Here is a 23,974-nt window from a genome sequence, read left to right as displayed (position 1 = left end):
AAAGTCCGGGATGAAGCCGGAGGCGGTGTGGGCTGTTCCGCCGGTGTTCATCGCAGGGTGAGTGGGATCTCGGATGCGATGCGGGTCAGCTTGTCGGGGTTGCGGACGTAGTAGAGGCCGGTGATGCGGGCGTCCTCGACCCGGGCTGCTATGACGCCGTCGATCTCGCCGTCCACGCGCAGGAGGAGCGCCGGGTTGCCGTTGACCACGGTGGGCTCGCTGGTGAGCGTGACCTGCGCCTTGCCGAGGCCGCTGACGATCATGCGGGCCACCTTGCCCGCGCCGATGATCGGCTGCGGCGCGGCCTGCTTGACGCCGCCGCCGTCGCTCACCAGAACGACCTCAGGGGCGAGCACGTCGAGCAGGCCCTGCAGGTCCCTGGTCTCCAACGCGCGCCGGAACGACTCCAGAGCCGCCCGGGCCTGGCCCGGGGAGACCACCTCGCGAGGACGCCGGGCGTCGACGTGCCGGCGGGCCCGGTGCGCGATCTGGCGTACGGTCCCCGGCGTCTTGCCGACGGCGGCCGCGATCTCCTCGTAGCCGATGGCGAAGACCTCGCGCAGCACGAAGACGGCCCGCTCGGTCGGCGACAGCGTCTCCAGGACGAGCATCAGCGCCATCGACACGCTCTCGGCCAGTTCGACGTCCTCGGCCACGTCCGGCGCGGTGAGCAGTGGCTCGGGCAACCAGGAGCCGACGTAGTCCTCCTTGAGACGCCTCATGGTGCGCAGCCGATCCAGCGAGCGCCGGGTGGCGATCCGTATCAGGTAGGCGCGCTGGTCGGACACCTGTCCCAGGTCGACCTTGACCCACCGAAGCCAGGTCTCCTGCAGGGCGTCTTCGGCGTCGGCCGCCGAGCCGAGCATCTCGTAGGCGACGGTGAACAGCAGGTTGCGATGGGCGAGGAACACCTCGGTGGCCGGGCCCATCTGACCGCCACCGGCCATCGGCTCGGCTGCGCCCGTCGTCGCGTCCCTGCGCTCCCGCATACCTGGCTCCTGCCCGCTCATTCGCGACTGCTGCTCTATGCATAAGGCGCCGGCGCCTGCCGATGTGTGACACCCGTGATGGGTGACACACCTCACGTCACCGCACTGTCACAAAGTCCGGGGCGCGAACGCCGCATGGTCGTCAGGGTGCCGACTCCCTGAGCGATCACCTTGGCCCCGCTGCGGGGTGACCGCGCAACCGCCATCTCACAAGGAACGGAAAGACATCATGAGCAAGGTCTGGTTCGTCACCGGTTCGTCTCGCGGCCTGGGCCGCCACTTCGTCGAGGCCGCCCTGTCGCGCGGCGACAAAGTGGCCGCGACCGCCCGTACCGCCGCAAGCCTTGACGAGCTGGTCGCCGGCTACGGCGACGCGGTGCTTCCACTGGAGCTGGACGTGACCGACAAGGCCGTCGTCCTCGACGGTGTGAAGCGGGCCGCCGAGCACTTCGGCCGTCTCGACGTCATCATCAACAACGCCGGCTACGCCCAGGTCGGCGCGGTCGAGGAGATCACCGAACAGCAGTTGCGCGACCAGATGGAGACCAACCTGTTCGGCGCGGTGTGGGTGATCCAGGCCGCACTGCCCTACCTGCGCGAGCAGGGCTCGGGACACATCATCCAGCTGTCCTCGGCCGCCGGGCTCATGGCCATGCCGCTCAGCGCCGCCTACAGCGCCTCCAAGTGGGCTCTGGAAGCCGTGAACGAATCCCTCGCCCAGGAGGTCGCCGACTTCGGTATCAAGGTGACCGTCATCGAGCCCGGCGGTTTCGCCACCCGGTCCGGCAAGAACCCCGATCCCCTCGACAACGGCCACCTGGCCGAGCCCGACCCGATCTACGACGGCCTTCGCCGGCGCATCGCCGCGTTCGCGGGAAAGCAGCCCGCCGGCGACCCGGCCGCCGCGGCCCAGGCCCTCCTCAAGATCGTCGACTCCGACGACCCGCCCCTGCGGGTGCTCTTCGGCCAGGGCTTCTACCCGATCCTCCAGCAGGTCTACGCCGACCGGCTCAAGACCTGGGCCGACTGGCAGGACCTTTCGGCGCAGGCTCACGGCAACCTCGATCAAGAAGATCGGTGACCCGGGGCCGAGCCAACTCATCGCAAGCAAGCGAACCGACAGGAGCACCACATGAAGCACCGCATCGTCGTCCTCGGCGCCGGCTACGCCGGGGCCTACGGGGCCGGGATCCTGGCCCGTCGGTTGTCCCCGGCGGACTTCGAGATCACCGTGGTCAACGCCGAGCCGGAATTCGTCCAGCGCATGCGGCTGCCCCAGTTGGCGGCCGGTCAGGAGATCGACACTCCGAACCTCGCCGACGTCTTCGCCGGCACGGGGATACGGCTGCGCCTGGCCCGTGTCACCGCCGTCGACCCCGAGCGCCGGGTCGTCGCCCTGGCCGACGCCGGCGGCGAACTCGGCTACGACACGCTTGTCTACGCGCTCGGCAGCCACGGTGACGTCGAAGGCGCGCCGGGCGTGGCCGAGCACGCCTTCGACGTCGCCGCCCGGCCCTCGGCGCTGCGCCTGCGCGAACGCCTGGACAGCCTGGACAGACGGGGTGAAGGCGGGAGCGTGCTGGTCGTCGGCGACGGGCTGACCGGCATCGAGACCGCCACCGAGCTCGCCGAATCCCGGCCCGGCCTGTCCGTGACGCTCATCGCCCGCGGACAGCTGGGCGCCCGGCTTTCGGCCGGAGCCCGCGGCCACCTGCGGCAGGCCTGCGACCGGCTGGGCATCACCGTCCTGGAGCACACCAGCGTCCAAGCCGTCGAAGCGACCAGGGTGCTGTGCGCCGACGGCACCGCCCTGGCCGCCGACGCGACCGTGTGGACGGCCGGGTTCGCGGTCAGCCCCGTCGCCGCCGCCGCCGGGCTGAAGGTCACCGGGACCGGTCAGATCGTCGTCGACCGCACCATGCGGTCGATCTCGCACCCCGACGTCTACGCCATCGGCGACAGCGCCTGCGCCGTCGGCGACAACGGCCGGCCGCTGCCGATGTCCTGCGCCTCGGCCGGCTACACCAGCCGGCAGGCCATCGAGGCGATCGTGGGACGCCTGACCGGCCGCAAGATCCCACACACCAAGCTGGTCTACACGTACAACCAGATCAGCCTCGGGCGGCGGGATGGGATCCGGCAGGCGGTCGACGACGAAGGGCGAGCGAGGGCGAAGTACCAGGGCGGCCGGAAGTCCGCACAGATCAAGTCGGTCATTCTCAGGATGGCGCTGTGGGCCACCTCGCACCCGACCTTCGGCATGCCCAGGCGCAAGCACCGCCTGGCCGCCGCACCGGACGCGACAGCCGCGAAGGCGGCCGTGTAGCCGCCTCATAGGGTGTGGTCCACGTAGACGACCCCGCCGCTGATCGACCCCAGCCGGTTCGAGGCCGGAGAAGCCGGCCGGCCGCAGGAGTTGTCGCCGTCCGGCTCTGACGGCCTGGGGTGACGCTCGCTTCGACGGCGACGATCGGGGCGTCGTGCACGCAGGCGACCTGAGTTGCGGCGCCGGCCCGGCGGCCAACATCCTGTCCGTGTTCCAGACCTGACGAAGTAGGATCTGGGCCCCTCGGCTGTTCCCCCTGGAGGTGTCGTTGGCCGGTCACCAGATCCTCGCGGTCGATGACGACCCGGCGATCCTGCGGGCGCTGCGGCGCGGGCTGCGGCTGGAAGGGTTCGGCGTCGACACCGCCGGCTCCGGGCAGCGGGCGCTGGAGCTCGTCGCCGTCCGCAGGCCGGACGCGGTCGTGCTCGACGTGTCCATGCCCGGCCTGTCCGGCATCGATGTGTGCGCCCGCCTGCGGTCCGGCGGGGCCGACGTGCCGGTGCTCATGCTGTCCGCCATGGACGACGTGGCCGACCGGGTCGCCGGGCTCGCCGCGGGCGCCGACGACTACGTGGTCAAGCCGTTCGACCTCGGCGAGCTGGTGCTGCGGCTGCGCGCGCTGCTGCGCCGGGCCGGCCGCGTCCCGGGCGCCGCGGTACGGGTCGGGCCGCTGGTCGTCGAGCCGGCCGCGCGCAGGGTGACGATGCACGGCCGCGAGGTCGAGGTGACCCGGCGCGAGTTCGACCTGCTGGAGGTGCTGGCGCTCAACGCCGGCCTGGTGCTGTCTCGCGAGGTGCTGCTGGAGCGGGTCTGGGGCTACGACTTCGACGTCACCGAGAACGCCGTCGACACCTTCGTCGGCTACCTCCGGCGCAAGCTGGGTGAGCCCCGCATGGTGCACACCGTCCGCGGTGTCGGCTTCGTCCTGCGGGCGCCGGCGGCGTGAAGCTGTCCACCCGCTTCGCGCTCTGCCTGGCCGTGCTCGTCCCGCTCATGGTGTCGCTGGCCGGGCTGCTGGTGCTGGCCCTGGTCTCCGCCGATCTGCGTGCCGAGCGCGACGAACGGCTGCTGGCGCGGCTGAACGCGCTCCGGCCGATGGCCACCTCGTACGCCTGGCGGGCCCGCGTCGCGCCCGCCGTGCCGCCGGACTTCATGGAGCGGCGGCTGGCCGCCGCGGTCGGTACGGGCGCGTACGTGCACGTCCACGGCGCGGAACCGCTGACGATCGGCGACGTGCCCGCGCGTCCGCCCGCCGGCGACGGCCCCGCCGACCACGCCGAAGGGGCGGGCGAGTGGCGGTACGTGGCCACCGACCTGGGGCGGCGGGGCAGCCGGTTATGGCTGTTCGAGCCGCGGGAACGGCTCGACGCCCAGCTCTCGCTGCTGCGCCGGCGGGTGTGGACGGTCACGCTGGCCGGCGCCGCGGCGGGCGCGGCGGCCGGGCTGGCGCTCGGGCGGTACGCGGTACGACCGCTCGTCCGGCTCGGCCGGCAGGCCGCGGCCCTCGACACCCCGCCGGAGCCGTCCGCCCGCACGGGGGTCCGGCTGGACACCGGGTCCCGCGTCGGTGAGATCGACCACCTGGCCGGGGTGCTCAACGACCTGCTGGACCGGCGCGACGCGGCGGTGACCCGCACCGCCGAGGCGCTCGACACCGCCCGCGCCTTCGCCGCCACCGCCGCGCACGAGCTGCGCACCCCGCTCACCAGCATGGGCGCCAACCTCGCCCAGCTCGACCACCCCGGCCTCACCCCCGCCGATCGCGACGAACTCGTCGCCGACCTGACCGCCGAGCACGCCCGCGTCCAGCGGCTCATCACCGTGCTCCGCCAGCTCGCCGCCGGAGAGCTGCTCGACCCCGCGACCTCCGCCCCCGCCGACCTGAGCGGCATCGTGCGCGAAGCCGCGGCCTCGGCCCGCCGCCGCCACCCCGGCGCGACGATCACCGAGTCCGTGGCGGACGGCGTGACCGTGCGCGGCTGGGCCGAGGGGCTCCGGCTGATCGCCGGCAACCTGCTCGACAACGCCGCCAGGCACGGCGAGCCCCCGATCACCGTGGAACTCGCCCTCGACGGGGCGACCGCGGTCCTCACCGTCGCCGACGGCGGCCCCGGCGTCACCGCCGGGGAGCGTGAAGCCGTGTTCGCCCGGTTCCGCCGCCGTCCGGGCAGTCCCGGCTCCGGCCTCGGCCTGACGCTCGTCCGTCAGCAGGCCGAGCTGCACGGCGGCGCCGCCACCGTGACCGGCTCCCGCTTCGAGATCCGGCTGCCCACGGCAGGCGGGACCGGCCGCGCCCGCTCGTGGCTGGAGTGACTGCCAGAGATTTGCCAAGGACGCCCGCCATCATCGCCCCTGTCCCATCACCCACTCCAGGAGGCGACGTGCGCAGCATCCTCATCGCGCTCACCCTGGCCGCGCCCGCGGCCCCGTCCGCCGACGTCATCCGGCCTTCGGCCGACCCGGTCAAGCTGGTCGACGCCAACCGGCCGCTCTCGGCCACGTACACCTACCAGGGCGAGCGGCGCACCCTCGACGACTTCCTCACCCGTACGAAGACCAACGGATTCCTCGTCCTGCGCGGTCAGAAGATCGTCCACGAGCGGTACACCGACGCGAACCGGAACACCCGCTTCCAGTCGTGGTCGATGGCCAAGTCCTTCACCTCGGCGGCACTCGGCATCGCGCTGCGGGAGGGGCACATCCGGTCGCTCGACGAGCCCGTCACCAAGTACCTGCCCGAACTGCGCAAGTCCGGCTACAACAACGTGTCCATCCGGCACCTGCTGTGGATGTCGTCCGGCACCGACTGGGACGAGCGCGAGGACGTCCCCCGGATGCAGATCGCCGCGAACCAGGGCCAGTCGCTCACCCGGATGGCCGCCCGTCAGCAGCCCGACTGGACCCCAGGAAGCCAGTTCGAGTACAACAGCATGAACTCGTACGTCCTGGCCCGCGTGATCACCGAGGCGACCGGCACCCCCTACCACCGCTACGTCGAGAAGAAGATCTGGCAGCCCGCGGGCATGGCGGGCGCGGCCCAGATCTCCAGTGACGGCAAGGGCGAGAGCCTCGGCTACTGCTGCTTCCAGGCCACCGACCGCGACTACGCCCGCTTCGGCCTCCTCTACCTGCGCCAGGGCAAGGCCCACGGCAAGCAGGTGGTCCCGGCGTCGTGGGTGAAGTCGTCCACCAGCCCGTCCGAGGTCAACCCGAAGTACGGGCTGCACTGGTGGCTGGGCGGCGAGCGGGACTTCATGGCGGCGGGGTTCGGCGGACAGTACATCTACGTCTCGCCGGAGCACGACGTGGTGATCGTCAAGTCGACCACGTCGACCGGCGCGCACGACCAGGAGGAGGTGCTCGCCGCCTTCCGCGCCGTCGCCGCCAAGGTCTCCTGAGCGCGCCGTACGACACCCGGGTCACCTCGCACGGTCACCGTCGGGCGACGGCCTGCGGCGAGCCGGCGTCACGGGCTGTTCCGGCTCGTCCCGGTACCGTCACCCCGACCAGTGACCCGGACGACGATCACCGGCCCGGCGGGGCGGACCAGGAGACCGTCACCGTCACGTGTCGGGTATGAACGGGCCTTAGTACTGAGGCGTAAGGGTCACCTGGCGACGGCCACCGCGGGATCATCCGGAGTCTGCAACCGAAGATCGTGCGGTGGCCGCGGACCGCCGGTCGGTTCGGCCGCATCGAACCACGTCGCGCCGCGCACGCGTACGTGCGCGGGCTGCCGGCCGACACCGACCGCGAGAACTGCTGGAACCTGGCCGAACACGCCGGGCTGCTCGGTCCGCGGTCGCGCGGCCGGGGACCGAGACGATGTCGGGCTCGTCGTCCTGGCCGATGCCGGCGGTGCAGGTGCAGGGCGAACCTACGGCTCGACCCGCCCAGGACTCGTGCACGCCCGGGCCCGTCGCAGCGGGGCCCGCGGCGCTGACCGCTAGCCCGTGCCGGCGAGCCAGGCGGTCTCGCCCTGGTGGAACGCGTCGAGCTCGGCCGGCCGGTCGTCGCCGAGCAGGTCTTGGCTCACCATCACGCCGCGGGTCGACTGAATCCAGGTGAGGAACCGGTAGGACGGCCGAAGCCCGGCAAGCTGGGCCACGTCCACCGGAAGCGCGTCACCCGCGTGGACGGGGCGCAGCTCGTCGCGCTCCATCAGGACCTCGAAGGTCATCAGCCTCCACCGTCCTTCGTCCCGAACCGCACGTGAGAAGAAGCGGCAGTAGGCGTGGAAGTCGACCTCCACTCCCTTCACCGTGGTCCGGTTGAAGATCTTCGCCGGGCTCTCGACGGTCGCCCGATCGCCCTCGACCCGCGCGTAGGCGGGGAAGACCCAGTGCTTGCTGTTCCCTGTCCGCGCCATCCACGTCTTCGTCGCCTCGACGTAGGCCTCGCCGCCGCGTCCCTCGTACCACGTGGTCCGGACGTAGGCGTCGTCGTGGAAGCAGTCACGCATCATGTCGAAGAGTCGCTGGTCGCGGGCGAAGCGTTCCCGCCTCACCAGGTCGAAGAGCTCCTCGCGGTCCAGGAGGACTGCCAGCCGCCGGCTGTGGTCAGGGTTCACCATGTCGTCCTCTCGTTCACCGCGGATAGCCGAGCACGGCCTTCACCTCGAGGTACTCCTCGAAGCCGAACCGCCCGAACTCCCGTCCGTTCCCGGACTGCTTGTAGCCGCCGAACGGCAGGCTGCGGTCGAACGGAGCGCCGTTGAGGTAGACGCGGCCCGCACGGATGCGGTTGGCGACCCTGCGGGCGCGGTCGGGGTCCTTCGACTGCACGAAGCCCGCCAGCCCGTACGGCGTGTCGTTCGCGATCTCGACGGCCTCGTCCTCGGTCTCGTAGAGCAGGATCGAGAGCACGGGGCCGAAGATCTCCTCGCGCGCGATCCGCATCTGCGGCGTGACGTCGCCGAACACGGTCGGGCGGACGTAGAACCCCTTGCCGAGCCCGTCGGGGCGTCCCGGGCCGCCGGCCACGAGCGTCGCGCCCTCGTCGATCCCCGACTGCACGAGCGCGGTGATCTTCTCCAACTGCGCCTGGCTCACCACGGGCCCCATCGTGGTCGACGGATCGAACGGGTCCCCGAGACGGACCTCCTCGACCGCCCGTCGCGCAGCGGCGTACGCCTCGTCGCGCTGCGAGCGGTGCACGAGCATCCGCGTGGGCGACTGACAGTTCTGGCCGCCATTGGTGTAGCACGAGTGCACCCCGGCGACGACCGCGGACTCCAGGTCCGCGTCGGGCAGGATGATGTTGGCCGACTTGCCGCCGAGCTCGAGCGCGACGCGCTTCACCGTGTCGGCCGCGAGCTTGGAGACCCTGATGCCGGCACCGGTCGAGCCGGTGAGCGAGACCATGTCGATGCCGGGGTGCGCCGCGATGGCCTCACCCACCGTGGGACCGTCACCGTTGACGAGGTTGAACACGCCGGGCGGCAGTCCGGCGTCGTGGATGACCTCGGCGAGCACCATGGCGCTGAGCGGCGCGATCTCGCTCGGCTTGAGCACCACGGTGCATCCCGTGGCGAGGGCCGGGGCCACCTTCGACGCGACCTGGTTCAGCGGCCAGTTCCACGGCGTGATGAGACCGCAGACGCCGATCGGCTCGCGCCGCACGATCCCGGCTCCCATCTCCTCCTCGAAGCGGTAGTCCGCGAGCACGCGGGCCGCCTCCTCGAAGTGGAACAGCGCCACCGTGGCCTGGCGTTCCGTCGAGAACGTGATCGGCGCCCCCATCTCGCGCGTCATCGTCCGGGCGATCTCGGGCAGCCGAGCCCGGAAGCCGGAGATGATCCGCTCGAGGTACTCCAGCCGTTGCTCCACGCTGACGTGCGCGTACGCGGCGAAGGCCGCGCGCGCCGCCACCACCGCGCGGTCGACGTCCTCGGCCGTCCCGAGGCTGATCTCCGCGAACGTCTCCTCGGTCGCGGGGTCGAGGACGCCCAAGGTGCGCGGCGCGGCCGGATCGACCCACGCACCCCCGATGTAGAACTGGTGCCTGGTGGACATGTCGCTCTCCAACCTCCTCATGGTGTCGCCGCGGCGAGCGGGACGTCGAGTCGCGAGCGGAGCTCATGGAACGAGATCCCCCACGTCTCCCGGACGAGGACCTGGTCCCCTCCGGTGATCTCGAATATGGCGACGTCCGTATAAATCCGGTCCACGCACCGCAGCGCGGTGAGCGGATACGTGCATTCCCTGACGAGCTTCGGCTCGCCGGTCCTGGTGAACAGCGACATCAGCACGAAGACCTGCTTGGCGCCCACGGCGAGGTCCATCGCCCCGCCGACCGCCGGGATCGCGTCGGGCTCGCCGGTGTGCCAGTTGGCGAGATCCCCCGATGCCGAGACCTGGTAGGCGCCGAGGACGCACAGGTCGAGGTGGCCGCCTCGCATCATGGCGAACGAGTCGGCGTGGTGGAAGTACGAGGCGCCGGGCAGCTCGGTCACCGGGAACTTGCCGGCATTGATCAGGTCGGGATCGATCGCGTCGCCCGTCGCCGCCGGCCCCATGCCGAGCATGCCGTTCTCGGTGTGGAGGATGACCCCCGACTCCGGGGGGAGGTGGTCGCCGACGGTCGTGGGCTGACCTATGCCGAGGTTGACGTACGCCCCGCGGGGAATGTCGCGCGCGAGCACCCGGGCCATCTCGTCCCGCCCGAGGGGGCTGCGGTCAATGTGCTGAGCGATCATGACGCCACCTGCACGATCCGGTCGACGTAGATGCCTGGGGTGACCACGGCCTCAGGATCCAGCACTCCCGGCTCGACGACGTGCCGCACCTGCACGACGGTGGTCGTCGCGGCCGTCGCCATGACGGGAGCGAAGTTGCGTGCCGTCTTGCGGTAGACGAGGTTCCCGAAGGCGTCCGCGGTGTGGGCGCTGATGAGCGCGACGTCGGCGGCGATGGGCAGCTCCAGGACGTACGTCCGGCCGTCGATCTCGCGGGTCTCCTTTCCCTCCGCGAGGAGGGTCCCGGCTCCGGTGCGGGTGTAGAACCCGCCGATCCCGGCTCCGGCGGCGCGCATGCGCTCGGCCAGGTTCCCCTGCGGCGCGACCTCGAGCTCGATCTTCCCGCTGCGGTACAGCGCGTCGAAGACCCAGGAGTCCGTCTGCCGGGGGAACGAGCACACGATCTTGCGCACCCGCCCGGCCGCGAGCAGCGCCGCGAGCCCGGTGTCCCCGTTGCCCGCGTTGTTCGACACGACGGTGAGGTCTCGCGCTCCCTGCCGGATCAACGCGTCGATCAGGTCGAACGGCATGCCGGTCGTGCCGAAGCCGCCGACCAGCACCGTCGAGCCGTCGGCGATGCCGCTGACCGCCTCGTCGGCAGAGGTGCAGAGCAGCGTCATGCGACGTTCTCCAGCACGACCGCCAAGCCCTGACCCACACCGATGCAGATGGCCGCCACGCCCCATCGTTCACCGGACTCCACGAGCCGCGCCGCGAGGGTCCCGAGAATGCGCCCGCCCGAGGCGCCCAGCGGGTGCCCGATGGCGATCGCCCCGCCCTTGGCGTTGACGACCTCGGCGTCCCGCAGCCCGAGCTTCAGCCAGGCGTCGACACAGGCGATCGACTGGACGGCGAACGCCTCGTTCAGCTCGACGGCGCCGATGTCGTCCCAGGTGATGCCCGCCCGCTCGAGCGCGTCGCCCGCGGCCTCGACCGGGGCGTAGCCGAACTGCTGCGGCTCCAGCGCCGCCCAGCCGCGACCGGCGATCCGCGCGACCGGGTCACGACCGATGGTCGCGGCCGCGCTCGCCGAGCCCAGCAGGACCGCGCTCGCGCCGTCGTTCAACGGTGAGCAGTTGCCGGCGGTGATCGTCCCGTCGGGCCGGAACGCCGGCTTCAGCTTCGCCAGCGCCTCGAGCGAGGTGCCGGGACGGATGCTCTCGTCCTGGGCCAGGTCGGCGCCGGGGACGGGCACCACGAGGTCGTCGTAGAAGCCCTTCGCCCACGCCTCCGCCGCGAGGCGGTGCGAGCGGGCGCCGAACTCGTCCTGCCGCTCGCGCGAGATCGAGAACTTCTCCCGCAGCTGCTCGTTGCACTCGCCCAGCGAGGCCGTCCACTCGGCGGGCATCCGCTCGTTCACCAGACGCCAGCCCAGCGTCGTGGAGACGGCGGTGACGTCGCCTGCCGGGAACCGGCGCGACGGCTTCGGCAGGACCCACGGCGCCCGCGTCATCGACTCCACGCCTCCGGCGATCGCGATCTCCGCGTCGCCGGCCTCGATCATGCGTGCGGCCATCATGGCGGCGTCCAGCGACGAGCCGCAGAGCCGGTTCACCGTGGTGGCGGTCACCGAGACGGGCATGCCCGCCAGCAGCACGGCCATCCGGCCGACGTTGCGATTGTCCTCGCCGGCGCCGTTGGCGTTGCCCCAGAACACGTCGTCGACCAGGCCGGGATCCAGGCCCGGCGAGCGGTCGAGAAGTCCCTTCAACGCAGTCGCGGCCAGATCGTCGGTCCTCGTGTCGGCCAAGGCTCCGTTGAACCGGCCGAACGGGGTCCGGACCGACGCGTACACGAATGAGCTGCTCATCGGAGCGTCTCCACTTCCTGCCCCATCTCAGGAGGCGTCCTTCGCTTGCTTGCGGATGTCGTGTGGTGCCAGTGCGGGAGGACGTGCCGCCCGACGAGGTCGAGTGTGTGGCGGGCGACCTCCGGCGGCATGCCGAACGGGGCGACCCGCAGCTGGACGGACGTGACCCCCGCCCGGACGTACCGGGCGATCGTCGCGTCGATCTCGTCGGGCGTGCCCACCATGGGAAGCTCGATCTCGGCAGGGCCGTCCGCACCCATCCACAAGCCCCGCTCGGTGTAGTAGCCGGTCGCGGCCTTCAGGTGGCGCGCGGCGAGCTCGCGGGCAGTGGCGGCATCCTCGTGGACGACGCAGAACCTGGTGGTGGCGACCACTCCCTCCGTCCCGTCCGGCCGTCCGCCGCGACACGACCAGTAGGCGGCCGACTGCTCGGTCAACAGGTCGTCGCAGTAGTTCGTCGCGCCGTAGAATCCGTCGGCGAGCGTCGCGGCACGACGGGCCGAGGCAGCCACCTTGCCGCCCACCAGGATCCGCGGCCCGCCGCGCCGCACCGGAGGCGGGACCGCCACCGGCGCGTCGGCGGACCAGGCGTCGCGCAGCGACTTCAGCGTGGCGTCGAAGGCCGCGCCGGCCGGGCCTGACGCGGGCAGCCCGGCCCGGTGGGCGACCTCCGGGCCGCCGAGCCCGAGGCCGAGGGTGAGCTTCCCGCCGCACAGCTGGTCGAGCAGCGCGGCCTCGTACGCCAGCTTCTCCGGACTGTACGCGCGCAGGAGCAGCACCGCCGACCCCAGCGCCAGGGACGTCCGCCCGGCCAGATGCCCCAGGACCATCAGGGCGGACGGAAGGTGGAACGGCTGAGCCGCCGCGTGATAGCTCTCACCCACCCACGCGGAGTCGAAACCGTGCCGCTCCGCGCGGGCGAGCAGCGTGACCGCGCGATCCACCTGCGGGCGGACCGGCTCCTGGGAGCTCAGGTCGAGCGCGACCCCCAGCCGCATTCAGCCGGCGCTCTCTGCTTGCTTGACGACCTCGTCGTAGGAGAAGTCATTGAACGCCTTGAACATCGCGTCGGTGTAGATCTCCTTCGCCGGGAACTTCTTGATGAGTCCGGCCGAGGCCATGAAGTCGAGCGAACGGGTGAACGCAGCCTCGTCGATCCGGCCCAGCGTCTTGTCGTCGAAGCCCTGTCCGTCCAGGCGTACCTCGAGGACCTTGACCCCGTCGGCCAGCGCCTTCTCCTCCGGTTCCGACCCGCGGGTCTCCGGATAGAGCTTCCACAGGTCGCGGATCGCGGCCTCGGGGTTGGCCTTGGCGAAGACGAACGCCTTCGCCACCGCGCGGCCGAACCGTTCGAGGACGTCCTTCTTGGCCTCGAGGTTCTTCCGGGTCGTCGCGAAGCCGCCGCCCCACGCGTCCGCCGTCTCCTTGACGGGAAGCGGCGTCAAGGTGACGCCGGCGTTCTTGACGATCTGGTACTGGATGTCCCAGAGCGCCAGCGCATCGACCTGGCCGCTCTTGATGGCGTTGATCTGCTGGGCGCCGGCGCCGATCGGCACCAGCGTGGCTCCGTTCTGGCCCAGCCCGTTGAGCTCCATCGCGGTACGGGCGAACGTCGCGCCGGAGCTCGCGACCGCGGAGACGCCGATCTTCTTGCCGTTCAGGTCGGCGATGCTCTTCACGTCCGAACCGTCCGGCAACTGCAGGCTGTAGATCCACTTCGCCCAGTAGGAGCTGAAGTAGGCCAGGTCCAGGTCCTTATCGTGCCCGATGGCCACGGGCTCGACCGTCATGAGGCCGAGGTCGGCCCCGCCGCCGGCGACCTGCTGCGCCGCCTGGGTGGCCGACGGGAACAGGTTGGTCGTGACCTTCAGGCCCTCCTGCTCGTAGAAGCCCTCGGCCTCCACGACGGCCATGACCGCGTAGCCGGCGTTCCAGCTCGGGGACGCCATCGCGAACGTCACCGGCGTCAGCCCGCCGGACTTGGCCGAGGCGTCGGATCCGCTGCCGGAACCGCACGCGCTCAGCGTCACGACCGCGCACAAGACCGCGACCGCACCACTGACGACTTTCACCGCTCGTCCGGTCTTCACGATGGAACCTGCCTCTTACTGGTTGGGGAGGGGGTAGGTGTCTTCGTTGAGCACTCGGCCCGGCGTCAGGGAGAAGTCCAGACGCGGCGGGCAGAAGATGTCGATCAGCTGGTTGGTCCCCGGACCGACGGCCTCGCTGGTGTGGATCATGGGCGGCGGGATCACGGCCACGGAAGGACTGCCGCACTTCAGGTGCCGGTCCTCGCGCCACTCGCTGCGCCGCCTGGACCACGGGGTCCGCAGGTGGTGGACGTACTCACCCTCCACGGCGAGCGAGCACTGCTCGAAGTCGTCGTGGTCGTGCGGCGAGAGGGTGTCCGGATCGCGCGGGCCGATCCTGGGCGCCAGGAAGTTGACCATGAAGGTGCTGCACCGCACGATCTGGCCCGGGCGGACGGCGTCCTGCGTCACCTGCAGGTCGGCCAGCCGGTAGGCCCTGATGCGGTAACCCCCGGGCGGGTCGGGCCACGGCTCGAACGGCTTGGTGTTCGGGTGCGGATCGGCGTACGAGTCCCGGTTGCGCGCCTTGTCCAGCAGGTCGGCGGACCGGGAGCTGAACAGCCGTACGACGGTGCAGTCGTCGACGCCGGCGATCGCGCTGCTGCCCGGCGGGACCATCACCACGGCCTTGCCCGAGACCGGCTCGGACTCCCGCGACGCACGGATGACGACGCCGCACTCCTCGTACGGGAGGATCGCGACGTACTCGTCAGGCTGGTCATCCCGCTCCAGCACGTCGCCGGCGACCAGCGTCGTGTAGGCGAGCACGAAGTTGTGTCCGCGGAAGTACCACGTCGACGATCCACCAGGGGTCGTCTCGTCGGGATCGCCCGTACCGAGGTCGGAGAACTCCACGTCGGGCGGGGTGGCCAAGGTGGTCATCGTCTGTCCTCATCTGTCGTGGGGGGTGGTCGTTCAGTCGTCCAGGCCGAGCAGGAAGGCAGGGTTGGCGCAGAAGATCTGCCGCAGCGACCTCTCGTCCAGGCCGAGGTCCAGCAGCGCCGTCGCGACGCGGATGTAGGAGTCCACCGGCAGCGGCCGGTCCTTCTGACCAAGGTCGGAGGCGATCACGGTGTGCTCCGGGCCGATCCTCTCGATCCAGTCCATGAGGATCTTCGGGTCCCACTTCTTGGTCCCCTCGGGGTCGTAGAAGCCGGTCTCGTGCTCGACGAACGCTCCGTAGCCGACGAGCTCACGGCACTTCGCCTCGTCCGCGCCGATGACGTAGTCGGGATGGTTGAGCAGCATCCGGGTGACACCCTTGTCCTTGGCCGCGGCGAACAGCTGGGTGATCGACTCGGTCTCCATGTGCCCGCCGGTCACCATCGCGCCGGTCTCCTTGACCAGGTCGAGCACCTCGTGAACCTCGGGGATCAGCTCGCCGTTCTCCTGGTGGATGTCGACCCTGGACGACGGCACCTCGACGCTCGCCGTGGGGAAGCCGACGCCCTCCGGATGGCACTCGATGTGCCGGCCGGCCGAGAACGTCGGGAACCACACCGCTTTGCCCCCCATGCGCAGGCACATGGCCACCGCCTGGGGGTTGATGCCGCCGATCATGCTGTTCAGGGTGATGCCGCCGAAGACCGGGGTCTTGATCTTGGCCAGCCGGTCGCTCATCGCGAGCAGGTCCATGACGGTGTTGTGGTGGTGGGACTTCACCAGCACACCCCGCATGCCGAGCCGCTCGCCGTCCTTGCCGGCCTCGGCATGGTCGATGCGTCGGGGGAACGGGTTCGGGCCGGAATGGCAGTGCAGGTCAACGCAGCCGTTCAGCAGCTTGATGATGGCGGGTGTGGCAGTCACGAAGTCTCCAGGCGTCGGCGGTGTTCGCATCACAGACTGAGAGTTCGCTATCCGGTCTGTCAATAGGGTGCGTTCGAGGAAGGATTCCGCGAATTCGCAGGAAAATCTTGCAGCGAGACGTGGGACACGCTTACTCTCTGTCCGTACTGCGAACTACGGGCACTCTTTATGGACACTCAACGAGGCGGGGGCCGATGACGAAGCGCCAGGTCGACAAGCCAGTGACTGCTCGCGAGCAGGACATCCAGGCGGTGAGCCGGACCGCGCAGATCCTCGGACTGTTCGGTCCGGAGACTCCGGAGCTCTCCGTCGCGGAGGCCACCCGCCGGCTCGGTCTGAACCGGACCACGGTGCATCGCTACTTCAGCTCGATGATCGGCTCCGGCCTGCTCGAGCGTGTGGAGGACTCCGCACTCGTTCGTCCCGGACGGTCGATCCTGCAGCTCGGCAGTTTCATGCTGGGACAGCAGCGCATCATGCAGAAGGCGCCGGCCTACATGCGCGAGCTCGTGCTCGAGATCAAGGTCAGCACCGTGCTGTCGCTGTGGGGCACCTCCGGCCCGGTGGTCTCGCTGGTGGAGGAGGCCGAGCATCCCACCCTGGTGACAGTGCGCGTGGGCTCACAGCTCGCCCTGGACTCCTCGCAGGCCAAGGTCTTCCTGGCCTTCCTCCCGGACCAGTTCCACGCCGACCGGCTCACCGGCAGCCTCCCCGAGCCCCAGCGCACCGAGACTCGCCGTCGTATCGAGGCGATCCAGCAGGCCGGCATGAGCAGCCACGTCAACCACCGCGGCATCTGCGTCGTCGCGGCGCCGGTGTTCGCGGCGACCGGGATCTGCGCCACGATCGCGGCCGTCGGCACCGAGCGGATGCTGCCGGAGGCGCTGGACTCCCGAGAGGCCACGGCGTTGAAGGCCGCCTGCAAGCGACTGACCAAGGAGATGGGCGGCACGTGGCCCGAGGCGGCCGACTGATCGCTGCCGGCACGACGACCAAGGCGCGGGCAGCCTGCGCTCGAACCAGGTGAGGAATGACAGACATGCCGACCAGCACCGACACCGACTGCGTGATCCGCCTGGACTCGCTGTCCATGCTCTACCCGACGAAGTCCGGCGGGACCGTCCAGGCTCTCGACGACGTCTCCCTCAGCGTCCGAGCCGGTGAGTTCATCTCCATCGTCGGCCCCAGCGGCTGCGGCAAGAGCACGCTGCTGCGGATCATCATGGGCCTGTCCCGCCAGACCTCCGGACAGGTCACCTTCGGGCCGTCGGAGGACACCCACCGCAACCAGCTCGGGATGGTCTTCCAGCAGCCGCTGCTGCTGCCATGGCGCACCGTGCGGAAGAACCTGCTGACGTCGCCGGACCTTCACGGCGCCCGGGACGCCGCGACCCACGCGAAGGCCGACGAGCTGCTGGTGATGCTCGGCCTGGAGGAGTTCGGCGATCGGTACCCCAACGAGCTGTCCGGCGGGATGCAGCAGCGGGTCGGGATCGGCCGCGCCCTGATGCACGACCCGCGCATCCTGCTCATGGACGAGCCGTTCGGCGCCCTCGACGCGATGACCCGCGACCAGATGGGACTGGACCTGCTGAAGATCTGGGACCAGGACCGCAAGACCGTGCTGTTCGTGACGCACAGCATCCCCGAGGCGGTGCTCCTCGCCGACCGCGTCGTGGTCATGACACCGCGACCCGGCCGGTTGGCGGACGTCGTCGAGGTCGCGCTCCCTCGACCGCGGCGGCTCGAGAACATCAACACGCCCGAGTTCGGGGAGATCGTCCTGAAGATCCGCAAGCTGCTCGACTCCGAGCACAGCGCCCACTAGGAGTCCTGATGTCCACCAACACCAAGCGCCACGCAGCCGGCGGCGAGGCACTCGCCGCCCCGGACGGCGGGACCGCGCCGGTGGAGGCGCCCACGAGCTCGGACACCCCGGTCCGATCCCGACGCCGCCGAGTACCGGAGATCACCTACAGCGTGCTGGTGTTCATCGGGCTCTTGGTGGTCTGGCAGGCCGTCGTGGAGATTTTCGACGTCTCCGACATCCTCGTCCCCGCGCCCACGGCCGTCGCCGGCTCCCTGGTCGACGGCTTCCAGGACGGCAGCCTGATGACCCACTCGATCGTCACCCTGAAGGAGATCCTGATCGGGTTCGGCATCGCGGTCGGCTCGGCACTGGTCTCCGCGGTGCTCATCACCCAGTTCCGGACGGTGGAGCGCGTGCTCTTCCCGCTGCTCATCCTGACCCAGACCATCCCGAAGGTCGCCATGGCGCCTCTGCTGATCGTCTGGTTCGGCATCGGGATCAGCTCGAAGGTGCTGACCGTGGCCCTGATCGCGTTCTTCCCCCTCCTCATCAACGCCATCTTGGGATTCCGGTCCGCCGCCTACGAGCAGGTCGAGATGCTCAGGTCCTTCGGCGCGTCCCGCATGCAGGTCATGCGGCACCTGCAGATCCCGTCGGCGCTTCCGCACATCTTCGCGGGACTGGAGGTCGCCGTCATCCTGTCCGTGACCGGCGCCGTGGTCGCGGAGTTCGTGGGCAGCTCCGCAGGTCTGGGCTACCTGATCCAGGCGAGCAACTTCACCCTGGACGTGGCCAGGACCTTCGCGGTGATCGTCGTGCTGTCGGCCGTCGGCATCGCACTGCACGCGGTCGTCGTGCAGCTCGGCAAGTGGCTGGTCTTCTGGACCGCCGCCCCCACCGACACCACCAGCGGGATCTGAGCCATGACACGAGTACGCAACGGGATCAACGACGGCACGCTCGGGACCTGGATCAAGCTCGCCAGCCCCGAGAGCGTCGAGATCATGGCCTACGCGGGCTTCGACTTCGTGGTCATCGACCTCGAGCACACGACACTGGACCTGGGCGCCGCCTCGACCCACATCGCGACGGCCCGCGCCCTCGGCGTGGACCCGCTCGTCAGGGTGCCTGACCACGGCCTCAGCGTGATCCAGCGGGTCCTGGACGCCGGCGCGGCCGGTGTGATCGTGCCGCACGTCGACACGGCTCAGCAGGCCCGGGCGGTCGTACGGGCCACCCGCTTCCCGCCGCGCGGCGACCGCGGGTCCGGCGGCACCAGCCGAGCGGGTCGCTGGGGGCTGCTGCCACGGGCGGACTACCTCGAGTACGGCAACGAGCGGGTTCTGTGCGTCGTCCAGCTCGAGAGCGAGGCGGCGATCAGGAACGCGAGGGAGATCCTGGCCCTCGACGGCATCGGTGCCGCGCTCGTCGGGACGGCCGACCTCTCGATGTCGATGGGCGTCGCGGCGGGACGCGACGAGGTGGACCGGCTCGCCACGTCCGCGCTGGAGGCCGCCGCCGCGGCAGGTGTTCCCATCGGCACCGCCTCCGCCACGAGTGAGGAGGCCCGGACCGCGCTGGCCCGCGGCTACGACTACGTGGTGGTCAGCAACGACACCTCGATCCTCGCCAGCGGAAGCCGGGCGATCGTGAACGCGCTGAAAGCGCCCGTCGCCGAGCGAGTCGCCCGGTGAGCGCGCCACGGGTCGCCATCGTGACGGGCTCGAGCTCCGGGATCGGAGAAGGGATCGCCCATGCGCTCGCGGCAGACGGCTTCACCGTCGTGGTGAACTCGGCCACCTCGGTCGACGCCGGTGAGCGGCTCGCGGCCCGGCTCCCGGGGGCGAGCTATGTCCAGGCCGACATCGCCGATCCCTCCGACGCCGTGCGCTTGGTGGAGACGACCGTGGAGCGGCACGGCCGGCTCGACCTGCTGGTGAACAACGCCGGAGTGTCGCGACCCGTCCCCCACGCCGACCTGGATGCGATCACCGCTGACGACTGGCACCGGATCCTCGGCGTCAACGTCGTCGGCACGTGGCAGGTCTCCGTCGCCGCCGTGAAGGTCATGGAGCCCGGCAGCCAGATCATCAACATCACCTCGGTGGGCGGATCGCGCCCCCTCGGCAGCTCGATCCCGTACTCCGTCAGCAAGGCCGCGCTCGACCACCTGACGAGGCTGCTGGCCAAGGCCGTGGGTCCAGACGTCCGGGTGAACGCGATCGCCCCGGGGCCGCTCCAGACCCGACTGACCTCGGACAGCCTCACCACGCGGGCGGCGCGCACCGTGGCCATGACACCACTGGGCCGGCTCGGGCAACCATCCGACGTCGCAGCGATGGTCCTGGCGCTCACCAAGGTCCCCTTCGTCACCGGTGAGGTGATCCACGTCGACGGCGGCATCAACCTCGTCACCCACCTCGACGCGCCTCGCAACGACGACGCGTGATCCGTACCCGCCCTTGAGGGCCAACCGGGGCGCTGCGCGGCGTCGATGGCACGCCTGACACCTTTGAGCCGGCCGGAATCCTCGAAGCGGTTGGGGGACTTGCCGACCTTCAACCGGCTCGGCGGCCGGACGGCGGGTTCTCGGTGCTGCGGTTGGCCACGCTGCTGGACCAGCCGGTACTGGCGCGGTCCGGCCTCCCTACCGGCCGGTCTGGCATTTTCGAGGACGGCGCTTCCCTTCCTACAAGGGGCAGAAGCACTTTCGGGCCGGTGGTGGTCAGCGACGATGGGCCGGCACGTCGGTTACGAGTCCTGGCTAGAACGCGATCACCTGATGTTGTTGGACTACGACCCGCAGGTGGTCGGCATCGCCGCCTACTGCCGGGCGTTGCCGGCGCGCTGCGCCGCTCAGGTGGGTCAGAATCCGCCGGTAGTACCCCCGGCCGGTCCTACGGCACCAACACGTCGGTGCTCGAATTTGAGACAGTGCCTAGTCCTGCCCGACGAGCGCCGGATCAGCGGCAGTGGTGCGGATGGGTATCGCAGTCGATGGGGTCTTGGTCGGGGTAGATCGACGACGCTCCTGCGCCGTTCAGAGGCGCGGCTGCTCGCTGGCCGATCTTGAGGATCAGTTGTGGATCACTGCAGGTGCTGCCCGCGTTCGTGGTGGGCGCCCCGAGATGCAGGTCGAAGCCATTGAGGAGCCGTGCAGAGGGAGGGACGAACAGCTCGCCCCACGGCTGAGGCCCCGAGCGAAGACCGGGAGTTGAACATCGCGGACCGTCTGGACCGCGGCGAGGGTGCCGGGACCTGCCATCCCGTGACGGTCCACCCGGGCCACGGTCCAACGACGGTCCAGACAGCGAGGAGGCCGGTCACCCCATTGGAGAACCGGCCTCTGACCTGCTGCGATGTGGTGGGCGATACTGGGATCGAACCAGTGACCTCTTCGGTGTGAAGACTGCAGACGCCGAACCACAACGCGAGGCGGACGAATCCCGAAATTCATCACCGCATGAGCTTCTGCCTGCGGTCGTAAGCCGGTATCGAGACGACTCCCAGCCGCACCCCTGGCCATGCGGCTGGGATCACCCTCCGTAGCCATGGACGTCAACGTAATCGATCTTCGCTCGATACCGGCGCGAACCTCTGACGGAACAGAGCCCTCGGCCGATCTCCAGGACAGGCGTCCGATAGCGGGGGGTTCAGCGAACCTGCAGGCCCGTCACCGCGCGCCCGATGATCAGCCGCTGGATCTCCGACGTCCCCTCGAAGATGGTGTAGATCTTGGTATGCGCCTCGGCTACCTGGCAAAACTCGCAGGACATGCTTCTGACCTGCGAGTTTCCTTGCAAAGCCGTTCAAGGGTGTGCACCTCATTTCAGCCTCTGACGGAACAGGCACGGAACACCGGCCAGGTCGGCGCTCGCGAACTCTCGAAAAGGTGGTTACACAGCGCAATGCGAACGATGGCGAAGGCCTTCAGTCGCGCGGCCAACCGGAGCCTCACAGATCCGTCGCCGGACCCGCTGAGCGCGATCACGAAGACCTGGCCGACTCTGAAATGACACTTGAGGTCAGGGAGTCGTAGCTCCCATCGGGAACGGCGAAAAGTGCGCACTAAATCGATCATGTCTCTACCCTGGTGGCCGTGTCTCCGTACGTGCGGACGGTGAAGACAGCCTCAGGCGCCCGGGCGGCGCAGATCGTGTACTCCTCCCGTCGTGGTCGCGGGAGATCGAGCACATCGAGTCGGCGCACGACTACGCCGAACTCGAAACGCTCAAAGCAGTGGCGCGTCAGCGACTGGCTACCGGCCAGCAAGAACTGGACCTGGGGCTGGAAGACGAGCCGGCACAGATTCGTATCCGAGCCGGCAACCACGTCCTGACCACCGCCGACCCCCTGACCGCCGACCTACGCGATGCCGTCAAGGAGATCCGCAGCCCTGAAGGCGCCCACTTGATTGAGCCGACTCAGGTAACGCCATCCCTATGTATTGCCGCCGGCGGATCCGAGAGCGAGAGGGGCTCGCGAAACTCGCCGACGGCGGGGCTGCCCCTGGAGAAGCGGTACGGCACGCAGCAGCATGCGTGACACCGATTACGGGAGCATGGCGAGTTGCCGGCCCTGGGCGACGAGGATGCCTTTGGTGTCCCAGATCTCGAAGTCTTCTTCGTGGTATCCGTTGATCAGGTGACGCGTGGTGGCGCGACAGGCGAGCCAGCCAGGAGCGGGCCGGGCCCGTAGATGCGCGGTCAATTCGAGCGTGGCAGAAGAGAACTCGCCGACGGCCCAGTACGGCCGGAGGTGCGGCATCCAGCAGCAAGGGCAACGCGTCTGGATCGGCGTGGCGGCCGTCCCGGAAGCGCATCCAGAACTCTATTCCGGCATGCTCGGCGGGCTTCCCCCGCCACCAGCCGGGCACCTCGGCGAACCGGAACTCCACACGTTCGGTGATGCTGACACCGTCCAGCGACTTGCCGCCGAGCGGATCGACGCAGTCATCCGGATCCGGGAGGACCGGCGGCTCCCCGGTGACGAGCGTACGCCCGTCGGCCTGGTCGAGGGTGCCGAAGGTGGCCGTCGCCCGCAGTCGCTCCTTACCCTCCTGCGACAGCACGACCTGGCCCGTGGCGACACGCCGCCCGGTCCGGATGATCTCGGTGCGCAACTCCGCCGGTCCGATGACCGCGGGGCGCAGGAAATCGGCAAAGCGCACCAGAACACCATCACCCTGATCCCAGGCTCGGTCGAGCCGGTGCAGGTAGATGTTGCACAGCAGCGGCGAGATGACGCCGCCCTGCGGTGTTCCGGTGACCTCGCGCCGCACCTGCCCGTCCTCCGCCAGCACCCCACTGCGCAGGACCTGCCGCAGCAGCGACAGCACCGGCTGGTCACAGATGCGTTCCTGGATCGCGTGCATCAACTTGTCATACGGGATCGCCGAGAAGCAGTTGGCGATGTCCGTCTCGACCACCCAGCGCCGTCCCCGCTGCTGCTCATCGATGAGCACCTGCAACGCATCGTGAGCCGACCGCTTGGGCCGATAACCGAAGGAGCAGTCGGCCATGTCAGCCTCAAAGACCGGCTCGAGCACGATCTTCAACGCCGCCTGCACGATGCGGTCACGGACCGCGGGGATCGACAACGGCCGCATCTCGTTGCTGCCCGGCTTCGGGATGAGCACCCGCCGCGCGGGCAACGGCCGATAGCGCCGCTGCCGCATCTCCTCGGCCAGCTCGCCGAGAAGCCGGTCGACGCCGTACTCCTCGACCTCGGCCAGGGTGGTCTTGTCGATGCCCGGCGCGCCGTCGTTGCGACGCACCATGACCCACGCGCGCTGCAGCACGTCTCTGCGGAAGACCTTGTCGAACAGCGCGTGGAACCGACGTCCGGGATCGGCCTTGGCCGCCCGGTAGAGCGCATGCTGCAGAGCACGGACCGGATCACGCGGAACACGCGATCCCTTCGCGGCGGGACTAGCCTGACCGGCACTCACCGGGCCCCTCCCTGGTCAGTCGCTGCGCATCGACGAAGCAGCGGCCCTTCCCATCACCGCCGGTTGTGTTGTCCGGCCGGCTCGATCGGTACTACGGCCGCCTCCGACGCCCACCCGGCACGATGTCCACTTCCCGAGACCATCGGTTATAGGACACGCCGCTCCGGCAACGAAGACGAGCTTCCGCAGGTTGCCGGGCCGGGGAGGGCCTCCCCAGTTCCCGTCGCCACTGTCGATGCGTTCCGCGCCCCATACGCCGGGGAGTCCTTGACGGCTGCTTCCAGGTTCTTCACCGCGTCCATGGCCTTCGCCCCGATTTCGAGAGGCTCGGCACTCCCTCGTCCCGCCCGGAGGCGGGCTGAGTAACGACGCCGCAGGCTTCGCTTCATGCTACGGACCGCACCGTCGCTCCCCCATCAGGGCTTTTGACGCTGGGCTTCGACCCCGCCCGTTTCCA

General features: G+C 69.9%; 21 protein-coding genes and 3 pseudogenes. 12 read left to right on the top strand and 12 right to left on the bottom strand.

What is annotated here, in order from left to right:
* Positions 1 to 47: 47 nt before the first annotated feature.
* Positions 48 to 989: an RNA polymerase sigma-70 factor gene (locus ACZ6YG_RS10955; protein WP_466017849.1), complete on the bottom strand. Its 942-nt coding sequence runs from the start codon at positions 987 to 989 to the stop codon at positions 48 to 50.
* A 229-nt stretch (positions 990 to 1,218) separates the two neighbouring features.
* Here ACZ6YG_RS10955 and ACZ6YG_RS10950 point away from each other — a divergent pair, with 229 nt between their 5' ends.
* The 6 genes and pseudogenes from ACZ6YG_RS10950 to ACZ6YG_RS10925 form a co-directional block, all read left to right on the top strand.
* Positions 1,219 to 2,070: an SDR family NAD(P)-dependent oxidoreductase gene (locus tag ACZ6YG_RS10950; protein WP_466017848.1), complete on the top strand. Its 852-nt coding sequence runs from the start codon at positions 1,219 to 1,221 to the stop codon at positions 2,068 to 2,070.
* 51 nt (positions 2,071 to 2,121) lie between these two features.
* Positions 2,122 to 3,315, top strand: a complete 1,194-nt coding sequence (locus ACZ6YG_RS10945) for an NAD(P)/FAD-dependent oxidoreductase (RefSeq protein ID WP_466017847.1) — start codon at positions 2,122 to 2,124, stop codon at positions 3,313 to 3,315.
* A 268-nt stretch (positions 3,316 to 3,583) separates the two neighbouring features.
* Positions 3,584 to 4,261 (top strand): response regulator transcription factor, encoded by a 678-nt coding sequence (locus ACZ6YG_RS10940; protein WP_148032249.1) that lies wholly within the window; start codon positions 3,584 to 3,586, stop codon positions 4,259 to 4,261.
* A complete protein-coding gene (locus ACZ6YG_RS10935; RefSeq protein WP_466017846.1) occupies positions 4,258 to 5,628 on the top strand; it encodes a sensor histidine kinase in 1,371 nt (456 codons plus the stop codon). The genes ACZ6YG_RS10940 and ACZ6YG_RS10935 overlap by 4 nt, the downstream gene beginning before the upstream one ends.
* A gap of 68 nt (positions 5,629 to 5,696) precedes the next feature.
* The gene (locus ACZ6YG_RS10930; protein ID WP_271277145.1) at positions 5,697 to 6,713 is read left to right on the top strand and encodes a serine hydrolase domain-containing protein; all 1,017 of its coding nucleotides are present in this window, start codon (positions 5,697 to 5,699) and stop codon (positions 6,711 to 6,713) included.
* Positions 6,714 to 6,973: 260 nt separating this feature from the next.
* Positions 6,974 to 7,129: pseudogene (locus ACZ6YG_RS10925) on the top strand (IS701 family transposase); the annotation flags it as partial.
* Between the two features lie 132 nt (positions 7,130 to 7,261).
* Here the strand turns inward: ACZ6YG_RS10925 and ACZ6YG_RS10920 are convergent.
* From ACZ6YG_RS10920 to ACZ6YG_RS10880, 9 genes are read right to left on the bottom strand one after another with little or no spacing between them, the layout of a single operon-like run.
* Positions 7,262 to 7,888, bottom strand: a complete 627-nt coding sequence (locus tag ACZ6YG_RS10920; protein ID WP_466017845.1) for a nuclear transport factor 2 family protein — start codon at positions 7,886 to 7,888, stop codon at positions 7,262 to 7,264.
* Positions 7,889 to 7,901: 13 nt separating this feature from the next.
* A complete protein-coding gene (locus ACZ6YG_RS10915) occupies positions 7,902 to 9,329 on the bottom strand; it encodes an aldehyde dehydrogenase family protein (protein WP_466017844.1) in 1,428 nt (475 codons plus the stop codon).
* A 17-nt stretch (positions 9,330 to 9,346) separates the two neighbouring features.
* Positions 9,347 to 10,012 (bottom strand): 3-oxoacid CoA-transferase subunit B, encoded by a 666-nt coding sequence (locus tag ACZ6YG_RS10910; protein WP_397196974.1) that lies wholly within the window; start codon positions 10,010 to 10,012, stop codon positions 9,347 to 9,349.
* On the bottom strand, positions 10,009 to 10,671 hold the full coding sequence (locus ACZ6YG_RS10905; protein WP_466017843.1) for a 3-oxoacid CoA-transferase subunit A: 663 nt from the start codon (positions 10,669 to 10,671) through the stop codon (positions 10,009 to 10,011). Before ACZ6YG_RS10905 ends, ACZ6YG_RS10910 begins: the two co-directional genes overlap by 4 nt.
* A complete protein-coding gene (locus ACZ6YG_RS10900) occupies positions 10,668 to 11,861 on the bottom strand; it encodes a thiolase family protein (RefSeq protein ID WP_466017842.1) in 1,194 nt (397 codons plus the stop codon). Before ACZ6YG_RS10900 ends, ACZ6YG_RS10905 begins: the two co-directional genes overlap by 4 nt.
* Positions 11,858 to 12,859 (bottom strand): LLM class flavin-dependent oxidoreductase, encoded by a 1,002-nt coding sequence (locus ACZ6YG_RS10895; RefSeq protein ID WP_466017841.1) that lies wholly within the window; start codon positions 12,857 to 12,859, stop codon positions 11,858 to 11,860. The genes ACZ6YG_RS10900 and ACZ6YG_RS10895 overlap by 4 nt, the downstream gene beginning before the upstream one ends.
* Entirely contained in the window at positions 12,860 to 13,951 is a 1,092-nt protein-coding gene (locus tag ACZ6YG_RS10890; protein WP_222708984.1) for an ABC transporter substrate-binding protein, read from the bottom strand.
* A 15-nt stretch (positions 13,952 to 13,966) separates the two neighbouring features.
* Complete coding sequence (locus ACZ6YG_RS10885; protein WP_466017840.1) at positions 13,967 to 14,833, bottom strand: cupin domain-containing protein; 867 nt, start codon at positions 14,831 to 14,833, stop codon at positions 13,967 to 13,969.
* A gap of 33 nt (positions 14,834 to 14,866) precedes the next feature.
* A complete protein-coding gene (locus ACZ6YG_RS10880) occupies positions 14,867 to 15,757 on the bottom strand; it encodes a DUF6282 family protein (protein WP_466017839.1) in 891 nt (296 codons plus the stop codon).
* A gap of 194 nt (positions 15,758 to 15,951) precedes the next feature.
* Here ACZ6YG_RS10880 and ACZ6YG_RS10875 point away from each other — a divergent pair, with 194 nt between their 5' ends.
* From ACZ6YG_RS10875 to ACZ6YG_RS10855, 5 genes are all read left to right on the top strand, one after another.
* Positions 15,952 to 16,731 (top strand): IclR family transcriptional regulator, encoded by a 780-nt coding sequence (locus ACZ6YG_RS10875; protein WP_148032259.1) that lies wholly within the window; start codon positions 15,952 to 15,954, stop codon positions 16,729 to 16,731.
* 65 nt (positions 16,732 to 16,796) lie between these two features.
* Complete coding sequence (locus tag ACZ6YG_RS10870) at positions 16,797 to 17,585, top strand: ABC transporter ATP-binding protein (protein ID WP_148032260.1); 789 nt, start codon at positions 16,797 to 16,799, stop codon at positions 17,583 to 17,585.
* A gap of 8 nt (positions 17,586 to 17,593) precedes the next feature.
* On the top strand, positions 17,594 to 18,487 hold the full coding sequence (locus ACZ6YG_RS10865; RefSeq protein ID WP_148032261.1) for an ABC transporter permease: 894 nt from the start codon (positions 17,594 to 17,596) through the stop codon (positions 18,485 to 18,487).
* 3 nt (positions 18,488 to 18,490) lie between these two features.
* A complete protein-coding gene (locus ACZ6YG_RS10860; protein WP_364227773.1) occupies positions 18,491 to 19,261 on the top strand; it encodes an HpcH/HpaI aldolase family protein in 771 nt (256 codons plus the stop codon).
* Positions 19,258 to 20,016 (top strand): SDR family NAD(P)-dependent oxidoreductase, encoded by a 759-nt coding sequence (locus ACZ6YG_RS10855; RefSeq protein WP_397196981.1) that lies wholly within the window; start codon positions 19,258 to 19,260, stop codon positions 20,014 to 20,016. Before ACZ6YG_RS10860 ends, ACZ6YG_RS10855 begins: the two co-directional genes overlap by 4 nt.
* 1,204 nt (positions 20,017 to 21,220) lie before the next feature.
* On the opposite strand, the pseudogene ACZ6YG_RS10850 reads toward ACZ6YG_RS10855, so the two are convergent.
* Positions 21,221 to 21,304 (bottom strand): annotated as a pseudogene (locus ACZ6YG_RS10850) (acyl-CoA dehydrogenase family protein); the annotation flags it as partial.
* 362 nt (positions 21,305 to 21,666) lie between these two features.
* Between ACZ6YG_RS10850 and ACZ6YG_RS10845 the strand changes: the two are divergent.
* Positions 21,667 to 21,851, top strand: a pseudogene (locus ACZ6YG_RS10845) (IS1634 family transposase); the annotation flags it as partial.
* 94 nt (positions 21,852 to 21,945) lie between these two features.
* Here the strand turns inward: ACZ6YG_RS10845 and ACZ6YG_RS10840 are convergent.
* Positions 21,946 to 23,517 (bottom strand): reverse transcriptase domain-containing protein, encoded by a 1,572-nt coding sequence (locus tag ACZ6YG_RS10840; protein ID WP_466017838.1) that lies wholly within the window; start codon positions 23,515 to 23,517, stop codon positions 21,946 to 21,948.
* Positions 23,518 to 23,974 lie beyond the last annotated feature (457 nt).

It is taken from the genome of Nonomuraea sp. NPDC054003, assembly GCF_055585125.1.
This window is presented reverse-complemented; position numbering and strand designations above follow the sequence as displayed.